The organism is Chryseobacterium sp. PTM-20240506, assembly GCF_048296755.1.
Lineage (GTDB): Bacteria > Bacteroidota > Bacteroidia > Flavobacteriales > Weeksellaceae > Chryseobacterium > Chryseobacterium proteolyticum.
The window spans coordinates 868,919-884,422 of sequence record NZ_CP182581.1; the positions used below are offsets into that span (position 1 = coordinate 868,919).

A 15,504-nucleotide genomic window follows, 5' to 3' on the forward strand; every position below is an offset into this window, starting at 1 on the left:
TTTATCGATCCAATTTCAAAAAAACAATTAAAACTATAAACGTAATGACTATTAAATCAGCACGATTGAAAAGCAATATGTCCGCAATGATATGGCTGACAACTGCATCAATCTTTCTTTATTCCTGTAATAATAAGAAAGAACAGTCTGAAAACACAGCACCGTATATCACAAAAGGAGATACGATCATTTTGCAGAAAAATACTCCGATACTTTCCAAACTAGTTTTGCATAAAGTACAGGAAGAAGAATACAATCCCAATTTACTTACCGTAGGAACGGTTAAAGCGATTCCCAATACCTATGCAGAAGTTGCCTCACCATTTGCCGGAAGGATATTGAAATCATACGTTAAACTAGGGCAGAAGGTAAATTCCGGATCGCCTTTATTTTCAATAAGTTCCAGAGACTATCTCGCTGCACAAAAAGAATACCGTGACGCCCAGCAGGAATACCGTCAGGCCGAACTGAACCTTAAGCGTCAACAGGATTTATTACACCACGGCGTGGGTATCCGGCGTGAAACGGAAGAAGCTGCCACAGAATTCCAGATTAAGAAAACAGCACTCGACAACGCATCGGGAGCTTTGCAGATTTTTAAAAATGGTAAAAATATGTCTCCGAATACTCCTCTTGTCGTTGTATCTCCAATACAAGGAGAAGTGGTAACGAATAATATTGTTATGGGACAATACCTGAAAGAAGACGCTCCGCCTATTGCCGTAATTGCAGAGCTTTCCAAAGTATGGATAGCAGGACAGGTAAAAGAAAAGGACATTCGTTTTCTGCAAAATTTAACCTCGGTGGAAGTCAATATCAGCGCATTACCGGATAAAAAAATTATGGGAAAAATTTATCATATCAATGAAATTGTCAATGAGGAAACCCGAAGTGTGGAAGTCCTGGTGGAGTGTGAAAATGATGACCGGCTTTTAAAACCCGGGATGTTTGTGAATGTAAAGTTCATTAACACCGCGGAGAAAAAAATTTTTGTTCCTGCTAAGGCTGTCCTTCAGTTCAATGATAAAAATTATGTGCTGGTACAGACCTCTCGTAACCAATATGTAAAAAGGTATGTAGAAACAGGAATTACGGAAAATGATAAAATACAGGTCCTCAACGGGCTGAAACCTGGCGAAACGATCATCAGTGAAGGAGCTTTCTATCTTCTGGATGCTAAATAAGGAACCCAATGAAAAACATATTAAACAATATCATTGCTAAACGATGGCTGATACTGGCATTGTTTGCACTGCTTGCTCTTTTCGGATATTATTCATGGAAACAACTTTCTATAGAAGCTTATCCCGATATCGGAGATGTTACTTCCCAGGTTGTTACTCAGGTACCCGGTTTAGCTGCCGAGGAAATTGAACAGCAAATTACCATACCTATTGAACAGGCAATAAATGGACTCCCAGGAATGCATGTCATGCGAAGCAAAAGTACCTTCGGATTATCCATGGTAACCATCGTTTTCAATGACGGGGTCGATGATTACTGGGCAAGGACCAGAATTAAAGAAAGGCTGGGGGATCTCGAACTTCCGTATGGAGTAACTCCTGGGCTGGATCCGCTCACCTCTCCAACAGGAGAGATTTACCGCTATATCATTGAGAGTAAAACCCATGATCTACGTGAGCTTACTGATCTTCAGAATTTTGTAATCATCCCGAAAATAAAACAGGTTTCTGGAGTGGCAGACGTTACCAATTTTGGTGGGATTACCACCCAGTTTCAGGTAGAACTGGATCCGGTAAAGCTGGAACAATACAATATTAGCCTTAAAGAGGTGGCAGAAAAGCTTGAGGCCAACAATGCCAACTCAGGTGGAAGTGTTATGAACAGGGGAGACCAGTCTTACGTTATCCGTGGAATCGGCCTGGTTAAATCTCTCGAAGACATGGGTAGGGTTGTCGTAAAATCAGTTAATGGCTCTCCCATATACATGAATGACATTGGCAAAATAAAATATGGGAACCTTGAACGTAAAGGAGCGCTAGGCTACTCAGATCAGCGGGGTGTTAATTACTCGGACAACATAGAAGGTATTGTTCTGTTGCTCAAAGGAGAAAATCCATCTGTCGTATTAAAAGGAGTAAATGATGCTGTTGATGATCTTAATAAAAACATCCTTCCAAAAGGTGTTCAGATCCATGTTGTATTAGACAGAACCAACCTTGTTGATAATACATTACATACCGTATCTAAAACTTTACTTGAAGGAATGACCTTGGTTATCATCGTATTGATTGTATTCCTTGGAAGCTGGCGCGGCGCCCTGCTTGTGGCCATTACCATCCCCCTGTCTTTGCTTATTGCATTTATATTAATGCATTTCACTAATATTCCGGCTAACCTTTTATCCCTTGGGGCTATCGATTTCGGGATTATTGTAGATGGGGCTATTGTAATGCTTGAAACGATTTTAAAGAAACGGGAAGATCATCCTGAAGAGGAACTGGAAGAAAAAACCATTACTCAAAAAGTAAAAGAAGTAGCCAAACCCATATTCTTTGCCACCATCATTATCATCACCGCTTATTTGCCATTGTTTGCTTTTGAAAGAGTAGAAAAGAAATTATTTACGCCAATGGCATTTACAGTAGGTTACGCATTGCTGGGTGCCCTTGCTGTTGCATTATTCCTCATTCCGGGACTGGCTTTTGTCATCTACCGGAAACCACGGAAGATTTACCACAACCGCTGGCTTGAGAAAATAGGGACGGCATATCATAACAGAGTTCAAAAGATCATGAGCCGTCCTAAACGGATATTTATTCCATTGATTGCTATCCTGCTGACGACAGGCGTTTTAACAGCCCTGGTAGGAAAAGACTTTTTACCTCCGCTGGATGAAGGATCAATATGGCTTCAGGTTTCTTTACCACCAGGCATTACAGTAGAAAAATCAAGAGAAATGAGTGATACGCTCAGGGCGCATACTCTTAAGCACAAAGAAGTAACGTATGTAATGGTACAGGCTGGAAGAAATGACGACGGAACTGACGCCTGGACACCTTCCCATTTTGAGGTGAGTGTGGGACTAAAACCGTATAGCGAATGGAAATGGGGAAGAAGTAAAGCGGATCTTATCAAAGAACTTGAAGCAGAATACGCAACCATGCCGGGATACAATATTGCTTTCACCCAACCGATGATCGATGGCGTAATGGACAAAATTTCCGGGGCCCATAGTGAACTCGTTGTTAAGGTATATGGAAATGATTTTAAAGAAACAAGACGAATAGCAGAAGAAGTAATGGCTACTTTAAAAAAGGTAAAAGGAGCCGTGGACCTTGCTATAGATCAGGAGCCTCCATTGCCCCAGTTACAGATAAAGGTAGATCGCGAAAAAATCGCCCAATATGGACTCAATGTATCTGATGTTTCAGATCTTATAGAAGTAGCAATCGGGGGAAAAGCTGTTTCAAAAGTATATCAGGGAATCAAAGTATACGATATTATTACGAGGTATAACGAAACCAGCAGAAATACGCCGGAAAAAATAGGTAGCCTGATGCTTACCAATGAATCCGGGGCGAAAATCCCACTATCCCAGGTTGCGGATATACAGTTGAATACAGGGGAAAGTATGATCGCACGTGAAATGAACAAGCGTCATCTCACCGTACGCCTTAACCTTCTTGGTACCGATTTAACGTCATTTTTATCACAAGCAGAAAATGCCATCGAAAAAAATGTAAAATATGATCACGAAAAATACAGCATCAAATGGGGTGGTCAGTTTGAAAACCAGAACCGTGCCTACGGAAGGCTTTCTGTTATTGTTCCCCTGGCGCTTTCCATTATGTTTATTTTGTTGTATGGAGCTTTCCAGTCATTCCGTCAGGCCGGGCTTTTAATCAGTATAGTTCCGCTGGCTCTTTTCGGAGGAATGCTTGCTCTCAATCTTCGGGGCATGACCCTGAATATTTCATCAGCAGTAGGTTTTATTGCTTTATTTGGAGTCGCCATACAAAATGGGGTAATCATGATCTCCCACATCAATGACCTGCGAAAGAAAGGGTACGACCTGAAAAAAGCAGTAACAGAAGGAGCTTTCCATCGCTTCCGTCCGGTTCTGATGACCGCTACTGTCGCTATATTGGGGTTATTTCCTGCCTCATTGGCTACAGGTATTGGCTCTGATGTACAAAGACCTCTGGCCACTGTAATTGTGTATGGACTCCTGTTTTCTACCATCATTACCCTGTTTGCACTTCCTGCACTTTACTATCTGATAGAAAATAAATGGGGAAAGAATTTTAATGTACCAAAAGAAGATTAAAATGATCACAATAAAAAAATATACACAGCTTTTTATCATAATATTCCTCGTTTCAGCCTTCAATATAAAGGCCCAGAAGATTGATACTGCATTCGCTAAAAAACCAATTGATTATATGACCTATATCAATCTGGTCGGAAAAAACAATCTGGCATATTCTGCAGAAAAATTCAATATCAATATTGCCGATGCCGCGATACAAACCGCCCGGATTTTTCCGGATCCACAATTAGGCTTCGGATGGTTTGATAACGGACAAAGAAGAATGAAGATGGGCTATGGTTTTAACTCTGAAGTAAGCTGGACATTGGAAATGGGTGGCAAAAGAAAAGCCCGTATAGAAGTTGCTCGAAATCAGGCACAGCTTAGCCGTCTTCTTCTGGATGATTATTTCCGTAATCTCCGGGCAGATGCTACACTGGCGTATCTCTCTGCTATCCAGAATAGGATCGTGCTGGATGTAGAATCCAATTCTTATCTGCAGATGAAAAAACTGGCGGAATCCGACAGTATCCGCTTCAAATTAGGAGTGATCACCCAGGTAGATGCCAGGCAATCAAAGCTGGAAGCAGGTACTATGCTGAACGATGTATTTTCTGCAGAAGCAGAGTGGAAAGCTTCATTAGCTAACCTTTCACTTTTGTCGGGAAAAGCTAAAAGTGATTCTTTATGGTATCCTCAGGGCGATTTTTCAGGGTTTGAACGTCAATTTTCCTTATCGGATCTGGTTATTGAAGCTCAAAACAACAGGGCAGATTTAAAAGCAGCCCTGCAAAGCAAAACCGTTTCTCAAAGTCTGCTTAAGCAAGCTAAGGCTGACCGCGCGATTGACCTGGGACTGTCATTTGGTGTTAATAATGCTTCTTACGTGAGAAGTACCATCGCTCCCACACCTGCAATGACTACTGTAAATGCAGGAATCAGTGTTCCCCTGAAATTTTCAAACAACAGATCGGGAGATCTGAAAGCAGCACAATACGGTACCTTACAGGCAGAAACAACCTACAAACAGACTGAGCTCCAGATTCAAACCGAAGTTACCCAGGCATATTACACCTATATCGCAGCTCAAAAGCAGGTGAATCAGTTTAAATCCGGTTTGCTTACAGAAGCTAAAGCTATCCTTGAGGGCAAAATATACAGCTATAAGAGAGGTCAGTCTTCCTTACTGGAAGTCCTGAATGCACAACGTACCTATAATGATGTACAGCACGATTATTACGGAACACTTTACAACTATGCCGTTGCATTGGTAGAGCTTGAAAGAGCTGCCGGAATATGGGATATTAATTTATAATTAACAACAATGAAAAAAATATTTTTTATACTGATCATATTATTTGAAGGGCATTTTATATATGCTCAACAGAATTCTGATACGTTAAAAACAGATTCCATAGAATCAAACACAAACAAAGTAAGCTGGGGTGTGAAAGCGGGTATTAATTCTTATAATTTTTACGGCAAAGAGAGGGATTTTATTTTTGCAAATCCAGACACAAAATTCAAACCGGGCTTCCATGCAGGCGTATTTGTTAACACCCGGATAAGCAAAAATATAGAACTGACCCATGAATTGATTTTCAGCCAAAGAAGGGTAGGTGTCTCCTATAAGGATAGTTCTGACAAAACTTATAACTCAGTGATCAACAGTTCTTATATTGATATTATTCCTGTGAACATGAATTACCGCCTATCCGGATTTAAATTCTATGCGGGGCCGTATGTAAGTGTTTTAGCAGCAGCCAATACAAAACGAAAAGATGAAAATGGTAACGTTTTCCGGGATAAAAGCATTTTCGGAGATGCGGCCAATGATGAAAGCAAAAGCTATTATCTTCAGAAATTTGATTTTGGAATGAATATCGGTCTGGACTACCAACTAAAAGACAGATGGTCGGTAGGGCTAAGATACACACATGGTTTTACAGATCTTTTTCAGAATGCCAACAGTTCAGCAAACGGCAATGCTAAAAAAGATAAAATTAAAATATACAATCGGGGACTTATGCTTTCTTTAGCATATGACCTGACATCATATCATTCTTATAAATAATGCAAAAAGGAATCAAAATCTCAAAGTTCTACAACAGAACAGTAAAAACACAAAGAAACTATATATATTTTTTGGTTCCTTTTAATCCAATACGATCATCTTATATCGTAGATTATTTATTTCTAAATTAGTGTTAAAGCCGGGTTTTAACCCGGCTTATTTTAGTTCCAAAATGTATTAACACGCTAAAACCTGCATAAAGAATTCTATAAAACTATAGCGTCTTTGTGCTCAAATTCTTAGATGTAAGTTGCCTAAGGAAACTATCATCCAGGAAGTATTTTTGAGGCTTCAGTAATTAAACTATCCATCAATACCGTTGCGCTTTTATGCTTAAGAACCGGTGCGATCTGCCCACCCCAGAAAAATACCATTTCATTTTTCCCTTGTTCCAGAGCGGCCTTACGCAAAGATGACATAAAAGTAGTTTGTAATGGAAAAGGTAAGTGAGGAATCTGTTTTTCTGAAAGATCCTTTAAAATTTCATTGGTTATTCCTCTGCCTAAACGTCCGGTATAAGCTCTTGACAGCCTCGTGTTTTTTGACGACTCTGAAAAAAGAGCCTCTCTATGAACAGGCAAAGCACCGGATTCCTCACAAGCCAGAAACGCAGTTCCGATTTGCACTCCTTCCGCTCCTAATGTAAGCGCAGCTGCAATTCCGGTCCCATTAGCAATTCCACCGGCAGCAATTACCGGTATTTTAATCCTATCTTTTATCAACTGTACAAGAACGAATGTGCCCGTAGTTGAATATTCAGCCTTATCCAAAAATGAAGGTCTGTGACCGCCGCTTTCAAACCCTGAAGCAACAATAATATCTACTCCAATATTCTCCAGAGCTATCGCTTCGTCCAATGTCGTTGCGTTTCCCGCCAAAAGAATTCCTCTTTTATGGCATTCCTCGACAACAGTTGGATCCAGCAACCCAAACATAAAGCTGAAAACCTTTGGTTTAATATCCAAAACCGTCTGCAGCTGATTCTGAAACCTGGATTCAAAAGAGGGTGGAAGAGCGGGAACATCTATTTGCAGTCGGTCAAAATAAGGTCTAAAAGCCTCCACAGTTTCTTTATAGCTTTTTTCATTGTCTTCCGCACTTACAAAATCTGTATCGGAAACCCAAAGATTAAGATTATAGGGCTGGGACGTTTGAGATCTTATTTTCTGATCGACCTCATAAATTTCCTGCGGACTAAGGGTATATGCTCCAAAACCACCTAATCCACCCTTATTGCTTACCCGTGAAGTGAGTTCTACTGTAGATAAGCCTCCTCCGAAAGGTCCCTGCCAGATAGGGTATTCAATTCCAAGTAAATCTGTAATTCTGTTTTTATTCCACATAATAAGTGATTTGATTGGGTTACCAATTATTCAACATCCGTAAGGGTTTTGTTTACGATCAGCCATTTCCCGTTTATTTTATGGAAAGTAATAAAATTATAGTAATTATAATCGTACATCTTCACATTGAGCTTTACTGAAGCAATAGAATTGATCACGTCGATGGAAATAATCTCCGGATGAAACGGTGCTCCTACCTTTTCCGGGCTGACCCGATTGCCTACACCTTCGATGTATTGTTCCGCTGTTTTATAATACGCTACTCCTTTTATATCTCCGAATAGAAGGGCGTCTTTGAAGAAGACTTCCTTCAAAAGTGTTGTATTCCCTTCAAAAATGCCTTTGAAGTAATATTGCTCAAGTGCGGTTCTTATAGCGGTTTCTTCTGTACTATTTTTCATAGTGTTGATTTTTTGAGCATGGCTGCTTAGTGGAATACCCAGCAACCATGCTATTAATAATACAATTTTCATTATAGGTAATGTCCGGCTCCCATGCCGCCATCCACATTGATTATCGCTCCCGTGATCAGTTTGTTGCATGCAATGCTGTAAACCATTTGTGCAACTTCTTCAGGTTCACCGATACGGTTCAGTAAATGAATTCCTGCTGCCTGATCGATATTTTCATCGTGCATAGGGGTTCTGATCAGCCCGGCGGCAACGGTATTTACTCTGATATTATCTTTTCCAAACTCGGCGGCAAGCTGATGTGTTAAAGCATGGATCGCACCCTTACTCGATATCGGAGCCGTAGAAGGAGATCCTGCCATAGCGTGATATACCAATGGAGAACCTATATTAATAATAACTCCATTTCTCTGCTTCTGCATCTGAGGAATAACCGACTGTGTCGTAAAAAAGGTCCCTTTAAGGTTTGTTCTTAAAAACCTGTCCAGATGATCTTCTGTTACTTCAAGAAATGGTTTGTTTTCATAAATTCCTGCATTATTGACAAGAACATCTGCTGAACCAAATCGCTCAATCGCTGTTTTTACAAGTAATTCACCAATAGCTTTGTCGGCAACATCCCCTGCAATCATTGCCAAATGATCTCCACCTCCCAATTCATTAAAAACCTCCTGCAATTTAGATTCTGTTCTTGAATTAATAACTACATTACTTCCTTTTTCCAGAAAATACCTGGCGATCTCCAATCCGATTCCTGAGGATGCACCTGTTATGATGACCGTTTGTTTTTCCATTTTTCTATTTTTTATCGGTGGAAAATCCCTGTTCTTTCAACGCAGATACCTGCTCTCCGGCATATCCCCAGTTATCATCTTCTATTTCATCAATCACTACATGGGTAAGATGCGGATCTTTATTCAAAACTGAAGTTACCAGTTCTGTTACTCCTTTTATCAAAAGTTGTTTTTGTTCTCTTGTAACTCCGTCACGCAGAACTTCTATTTTTATATAAGGCATGATTGTAAATTTTTAAGGTTATTAATTATTTTCAACTGATTCAGCAACCAGATTAATGGTGAGGTCAAAATTGTTGTATATCAAGGTATCCCCTAAATCCGTAAAGAAATTACCTGATCTGAATTTCATATTATACTTAGTACGGTCAAGAACAATTTTACTTTGAATAGTTGCTGAGTTTGGAGTGTTCTCGATTTTTAATACAGTATCAATAGGATGGGTGATTCCCTTAATCGTAAGATCTCCGTTTACATAATACAGATGATCATCACCAGGCTCTATATGCCTGATTTCAAAGGTAGATTCCGGAAACTGATCCGAATTAAAGAAATCATCGGAAGCTAAATGACCCGCAAACTGAGCGTTGGTCTCAGCATCTTCGATATCAAGAATTTTTATAGAACGGGTATCTATAATAAATGTTCCTGAAGATAGTTGGTTGTCTTTAAAAGTAAATGACCCCTCTTTGATTCCGATGGTCCCATTATGAGCACCAGTTATTTTTCTTCCGGTCCATTCTATTGTACTTTTTTCATGGTCTACTTTAAAATTTTGTGTATTCATTTTTTCTATGTTTAAATGTTGACACAAAGTTCAGAAGGGGACGTTAAAAAGTTACGTGACCTGGGTCACAATTTAATTTTACTGAAAAGCAATGAGTAAATTAAGAGATCAGGATTGATACAAACGGCTTAAGGTTTCTCTGGAAACACCGAGATAAGCAGCTATAAGATGTTTAGGGACAAGATTATACAATTGAGGATACATTGATAAAAGTTCTTCGTATCTGAATTTAGCATCGTTATTCATTAGTGAAAGAAGGCGTTTCTGTACTGCAACATAGCCTTTATTGGTTCTCCACCTGAAAAAATGCTCCATTTCATGAATTTCGCTGCATATCTTTTCTCTGTTTTTATTGGATATGGCCAATACGGTTGCATGGGTAATGCAATCAATATTTATGGTTGCCTTCTGATGACTGTACAGTGCATTATAATCGGAAACCCACCAATTTGGCATTGCAAATTGTAAAATAAACATCTTCATGGCATCATTTAGATAAAACGCCTTAAGGCAACCCTCAAGGACAAAATATTCGTGATCTACATGATTTCCTTCCGACAAAAGCATCTGTCCTTTTTTCAGACTGATCAGGGTAAAATGCGAAAATACATAATCCAGTTGCTCTTCATTAAGAGAAACAAATTGTGACAGATGTTGCTGTAATATCTCTTTAGGATGGGTCATCAATTTTTTAATTGAATTACAAATATACAATGTAAAACATTTCCCCAAAACAGCCCTTAACTTTATCTTATCCATTAAGAAGAACTTCAGTCTAATTTTAGTAGGGTAAAGAAAACAATTGCAATAATACCTAAATACCAAAAACGGATGATCCAGGTACAGCAGCAAAAAAATGTAAAATATTGAAAATCAAAAATTATCATCTCAAAAAACATGGGGTTATAAAACCCTAACTTTGATTGTTATCGTATTAATCAAACTTTAGTAAAAAGAGTAAAACATGCATGAATAAAGTATTTTTTAACAATTAATTCACGTAAAAAAGACCAAAAAACCTTATCTTTGTCACCTATGCTGAAGTGGATTTCTATATTTTGTTCTATGACTTACGTATTTGCGACAACAAATATGGCGGAAGTATTGAAGGCTCCGGTCTTTATAGAACATCTGATGGAATATGACGGCAATTGTGTAGAATTTCTGGTAGAACATTATGATAATCATAAAAAAGACCAGGATTGGGATACCGATCAGAAACTGCCCTTCATCAATCCTCCTGTTGTGCTTATGGTATATGCACAACTTCCGGAAACCCTATTTCATATTGAAAAAATAAAAGAATTTCCGGTTCAGCAAAAAAACACTTTTTATCAGGAAAAAGATTTTTCCGGACTCTATCTTTCCAGCATTTTCCAGCCTCCACGCCATTCTTAATTAATCTCTGCACAATAACTATGCTTTAAAATACTTTTTAGAGCAGCTTAATCTTGTTATCTATCAATTAATTAATTTTTTCATGTTAAATAAAATTATTGAGTTTTCTGTAAAGAATAAACTCATTATTGCCCTTTTTACAATGGGGCTGATTCTTCTTGGAATCTATGAAACAACAAAGCTTCCAATTGATGCCCAGCCTGATATTACCAATAATCAGGTACAGATTATCACTGTCGCACCCTCATATGGAGCAGCTGATATCGAACGTCTGGTGACCTTTCCCATTGAACAGGCTACCAGTAACATCAATGGCATAACAGAGCTCCGAAGTTTTTCACGGTTCGGCTTATCCCTTGTTACGGTGGTATTTAATGATAATACCGATGTATATTGGGCAAGACAACAGGTTCAGGAACGTCTGCAGATAGTCCAGGATAATATACCGGAAGGAATCGGAAAACCGGAATTGGGACCTATCTCCAGTGGATTAGGTGAAATATTCCAATATGTGGTGCGGGCAAAAAAAGGCTACGAGAACATCTACGATGAGACCGAACTGAGAACCATCCAGGACTGGATCATCCGCCGCCAGCTTCTGGGAACAAAAGGAGTTGCGGATGTCAGCAGCTTTGGAGGAAAACTGAAACAATATGAGATTGCTATCAATCCCAATAAATTACAAGCATTTGATATTACCATCAATGACGTTTTTGATGCCCTGGAGCGGAATAATCAAAATACCGGCGGGGCTTATATTGAAAAGAAGGAGACTGTATTATTCATTAGGACAGAGGGGCTTCTGGGAAGTACTGAAGATATAGGTAATATTGAAGTATCAGCAACAGGAGAGGGGATTCCTGTTCTTATCAGGGATGTGGCGGAAGTAAAAACAGGATATGCCACACGGTATGGAGCGATGACCTATAATGACACAGGAGAGGTCTCGGGAGCTATTGTACTAATGCTTAAAGGAGAAAATGCCAATGAAGTAATTGGTAATATTAAACAGCGTCTGGAAAAAATTCAGGAAACCTTACCGGAAGGTGTTGTTATTGAGCCTTTCCTGGATCGTGCGAAAATGGTTAACAATACTATCAGTACCGTAAAAACCAATCTGATGGAAGGAGCCCTGATTGTTGTTTTCATTCTTGTTCTCTTTTTAGGAAACTTCCGTGCCGGTCTGCTTGTCGCTTCTGTAATTCCACTGGCAATGCTTTTTGCCATAATCATGATGAACCTTTTTGGAGTCGGAGGAAACCTCATGAGCCTCGGTGCTCTTGATTTCGGACTTATCGTTGATGGGGCTGTTATTATCGTAGAAGCTGTGTTGCATCAGCTTGCCCATAAAAAACATTTCGGGAAAGATCATATCCTCAGCAAAAAAGAAATGGATACACAGGTTTCAGATTCCGCTACCAAGATGGTAAATAGTGCGGTTTTCGGGCAGATTATTATTCTGATCGTATACCTTCCTATTTTCACATTACAAGGGATTGAAGGTAAAATGTTCAAACCCATGGCTCAGACTGTCGCGTTTGCATTGATCGGGGCCTTCCTGCTTTCCCTTACTTATATTCCAATGATGAGTTCCCTGGTTCTTAGCAGAAAGAAAAAGACCAAAGACAATATTTCAGACAAGGTGATGACCAGGGTAGAAACCGGGCATCAAAAGCTTCTGATAAAAGCATTGAAGTACAGAAAAACCATTATTATCACAGTGCTTCTCCTTTTCGCAGGAGCTGTTTTCACCCTTTCCCGGATGGGAGGAGAGTTTATTCCATCATTGGAGGAAGGTGATTTTGCTGTAGAAATGCGTATCCTGCAGGGAAGTAATATTAATGAAACGAAAAAAGCAACCACCCAGGCGGCGCACATTCTTTTAAAACAGTTTCCAGAGGTGCAAAAGGTAGTCACTAAAATAGGAAGTGCCGAAATTCCCACAGAGCCGATGCCAATGGATGCGGGTGATATGATCATTGTTCTGAAGCCTAAAAAAGAATGGTCGTCTGCACGATCATTCCCGGAATTATCCGAAAAGATGAGCAAAGCATTGCAGGTTATTCCCGGGCTCAAAACAGGTTTTCAGTTCCCGGTACAAATGCGCTTTAATGAATTAATGACCGGAGCAAGACAGGATGTGGTGTGTAAAATTTATGGAGAAGATCTGGACAGCCTTGCTGTATATGCCAAAAAGCTGGGTGGGATTATCAATACAGTAAAAGGTGCACAGGATCTTTATCTGGAGCCTGTTGTCGGAGCGCCACAGGTAGTTATCGGTTATAACCGTGCCGAGCTCTCGCGTTACCATATTTCCGTAATGGAAATCAATAGGGTGATCAATATGGCTTTTGCCGGACAAACTGCTGGAGCCTTGTATGAAGGTGAAAGAAAATTTGATGTCGTGGTAAGAATGGACAGTGAACATAAAAAAGATATAACAAGTATTCAAAATCTTCTGGTTCCGACTGCTTCTGGTGAGCAGATTCCTTTACACCAGCTGGCCAGCATAGAATTGAAAAGCAGTCCCAACCAAATCCAGAGGGAAGATACCAAAAGAAGAATTGTTGTCGGATTTAATGTCCGTGGAAGAGATGTTCAAAGTATCGTGGAGGAACTTCAGCAAAAGACCGATAAAGAATTGAAACTCTCTTCAGGTTATACCATCTCTTATGGTGGAGCCTTTGAAAACTTAAATGAAGCTAAAGCAAGATTAGGTGTCGCTGTTCCTATTTCATTGGTAATGATCTTTTTGCTTCTTTTCTTCGCATTTGGTTCCGTAAAACACAGTTTGCTGATCTACACCGCAATTCCGCTATCAGCCATTGGTGGAGTTTATTTTCTGGCCCTCAGGGGAATGCCTTTCAGCATCAGTGCAGGAGTAGGATTTATTGCATTATTTGGTGTTGCGGTACTTAATGGAATTGTTTTGATATCAGAATTCAACCGATTAAAAAATAATGGAATAACCAATCTCAGCAGAATTGTTTTAATGGGCACAAGAATCCGGCTTCGTCCCGTACTGATGACTGCTTTTGTCGCTTCGCTGGGCTTTCTTCCTATGGCGTTAAGCAGTGGTGCAGGGGCAGAAGTACAGAGACCTCTGGCTACCGTGGTTATAGGAGGCTTAATGCTTGCTACGCTCTTAACCTTATTTGTCCTGCCTATTTTGTATGTCTTATTTGAACGAATCAATAAAAATAAAATGAAATTCTCAAAAAAAAGAAACTTTAAAAAACTAACCATACTCCTGTTATTCATTTCTTTCGGAAGTATTCAGGCACAGGAAAACATTACACTGGATCAGGCATTGGAAGCTGCCTTCCGGCAAAACGGAAACTATAAGAATTCCAGACTCATTTCAGCCAATCAGGAAAAACTGAAATCAAGCTATCTCGACATTCCTCAACTGGAAGTGACAGCAGGTATCGGCCAGATACAGGGAATCGAAACCGATAATTCGTTTTCCGTATCTCAACGCATTAGTTTTCCGACTGTTTATTCCAGAAGAAAACAATTGCTGGATGCGGAATGGGCTTCAGGTCTTATGAATCAGCAGCTCACCCAAGCCCAACTGACTAAAGAAGTTTCAGAAGTTTTTTACAGAATTATTATTCTAAAGGAAAAGAAAAAAGTGCTGGATTACATCAGTGAGCTGTACAATGGCTTTGCCGACAAAGCAAGTTTACGTTTGAAAAAAGGAGAAGCCAATATTCTCGAGGAGTCAACGGCCGAAATTCAAAGGGAACAGGCCGCAGTGCAGCTGAATATTCTTGAAAACGACCTCAATATTGCACAGCTCCAGCTTCAGGTATTGCTTCAGTCGGAAAAAAGATACCTGCCGCTTACTGATCAACCCGTCCTGAATGTTGACTTTCAAATTCCGGGGGATGTCTTAAGAAATCATCCGCAGCTCCAGTATCTGAATCAGCAAATCAAGGTGAATGAAGCAGAAGCCCGTTTAGAACAAAGCAAACTCCTTCCGGATCTTCTTGTAGGATACACTAATCAGAGCATGAAGAATATCAATAACAACCGTTTCAATTCCGTTCAGGTCGGTGTTGGGATCCCTCTATTTACAAAAGGACAGCGAGCACTGGCAAAAGCAACAAAAGCAAAAGTGGCCATTGCAGAAAATCAATACCAAAGAAAAGAAACCGAACTGAAAAACAGGTATGAACAGCTGGCCAATACCTATGCTAACCAGCTTGCGATCATACAAAATTACGAACAGAAGCAACTGCCCAAAGCTGAAACAATTCTTAAAGCAGCCCAAAAACAAATGGAAGCAGGAGAGATCGATTTCCTCAATTGGGTTATTTTAACCAATCAGGCTGTTAAAATAAAGGTTGATTATATCGAAAATTTAGATCGACTCAATCAAACGGGGGCCGAGCTTAATTTCTTAATTTCAAAATAATAATA

Annotated in this window: 12 protein-coding genes; 6 read left to right on the forward strand and 6 right to left on the reverse strand. The window is 39.7% G+C overall.

The window, feature by feature from the left end:
- Positions 1 to 44 precede the first annotated feature (44 nt).
- The 4 genes from ACNFU2_RS03715 to ACNFU2_RS03730 are packed head-to-tail and all read left to right on the forward strand — an operon-like array spanning position 45 to position 6,347.
- On the forward strand, positions 45 to 1,184 hold the full coding sequence (locus ACNFU2_RS03715; protein WP_306612314.1) for an efflux RND transporter periplasmic adaptor subunit: 1,140 nt from the start codon (positions 45 to 47) through the stop codon (positions 1,182 to 1,184).
- An 8-nt stretch (positions 1,185 to 1,192) separates the two neighbouring features.
- On the forward strand, positions 1,193 to 4,291 hold the full coding sequence (locus ACNFU2_RS03720) for an efflux RND transporter permease subunit (protein ID WP_418123773.1): 3,099 nt from the start codon (positions 1,193 to 1,195) through the stop codon (positions 4,289 to 4,291).
- Between the two features lies 1 nt (position 4,292).
- On the forward strand, positions 4,293 to 5,588 hold the full coding sequence (locus tag ACNFU2_RS03725) for a TolC family protein (protein WP_418123775.1): 1,296 nt from the start codon (positions 4,293 to 4,295) through the stop codon (positions 5,586 to 5,588).
- Positions 5,589 to 5,597: 9 nt separating this feature from the next.
- Positions 5,598 to 6,347 carry a porin family protein gene (locus tag ACNFU2_RS03730; RefSeq protein WP_306612318.1) on the forward strand — a complete coding sequence of 250 codons (750 nt, stop codon included), beginning with the start codon at positions 5,598 to 5,600 and terminating at the stop codon, positions 6,345 to 6,347.
- Positions 6,348 to 6,613: 266 nt separating this feature from the next.
- On the opposite strand, the gene ACNFU2_RS03735 is transcribed toward ACNFU2_RS03730, so the two are convergent.
- The 6 genes from ACNFU2_RS03735 to ACNFU2_RS03760 form a co-directional block, all read right to left on the reverse strand.
- Entirely contained in the window at positions 6,614 to 7,690 is a 1,077-nt protein-coding gene (locus ACNFU2_RS03735) for an NAD(P)H-dependent flavin oxidoreductase (protein WP_306612320.1), read from the reverse strand.
- A gap of 26 nt (positions 7,691 to 7,716) precedes the next feature.
- On the reverse strand, positions 7,717 to 8,091 hold the full coding sequence (locus ACNFU2_RS03740) for a nuclear transport factor 2 family protein (RefSeq protein WP_306612322.1): 375 nt from the start codon (positions 8,089 to 8,091) through the stop codon (positions 7,717 to 7,719).
- 71 nt (positions 8,092 to 8,162) lie between these two features.
- The gene (locus ACNFU2_RS03745) at positions 8,163 to 8,894 is read right to left on the reverse strand and encodes an SDR family NAD(P)-dependent oxidoreductase (RefSeq protein WP_172282728.1); all 732 of its coding nucleotides are present in this window, start codon (positions 8,892 to 8,894) and stop codon (positions 8,163 to 8,165) included.
- Positions 8,895 to 8,898: 4 nt separating this feature from the next.
- Positions 8,899 to 9,117, reverse strand: coding sequence for a tautomerase family protein (locus tag ACNFU2_RS03750; RefSeq protein ID WP_172282726.1), 219 nt, complete (start codon positions 9,115 to 9,117; stop codon positions 8,899 to 8,901).
- Positions 9,118 to 9,138: 21 nt separating this feature from the next.
- Positions 9,139 to 9,681, reverse strand: a complete 543-nt coding sequence (locus ACNFU2_RS03755) for a YceI family protein (protein ID WP_273648024.1) — start codon at positions 9,679 to 9,681, stop codon at positions 9,139 to 9,141.
- 108 nt (positions 9,682 to 9,789) lie between these two features.
- A complete protein-coding gene (locus ACNFU2_RS03760; RefSeq protein WP_306612325.1) occupies positions 9,790 to 10,440 on the reverse strand; it encodes a Crp/Fnr family transcriptional regulator in 651 nt (216 codons plus the stop codon).
- Between the two features lie 306 nt (positions 10,441 to 10,746).
- On the opposite strand from ACNFU2_RS03760, the gene ACNFU2_RS03765 reads away from it, so the two are divergent.
- On the forward strand, positions 10,747 to 11,079 hold the full coding sequence (locus ACNFU2_RS03765) for a hypothetical protein (protein ID WP_306612326.1): 333 nt from the start codon (positions 10,747 to 10,749) through the stop codon (positions 11,077 to 11,079).
- 82 nt (positions 11,080 to 11,161) lie between these two features.
- On the forward strand, positions 11,162 to 15,499 hold the full coding sequence (locus tag ACNFU2_RS03770; RefSeq protein ID WP_418123779.1) for a CusA/CzcA family heavy metal efflux RND transporter: 4,338 nt from the start codon (positions 11,162 to 11,164) through the stop codon (positions 15,497 to 15,499).
- The last annotated feature ends 5 nt before the right edge of the window (positions 15,500 to 15,504 follow it).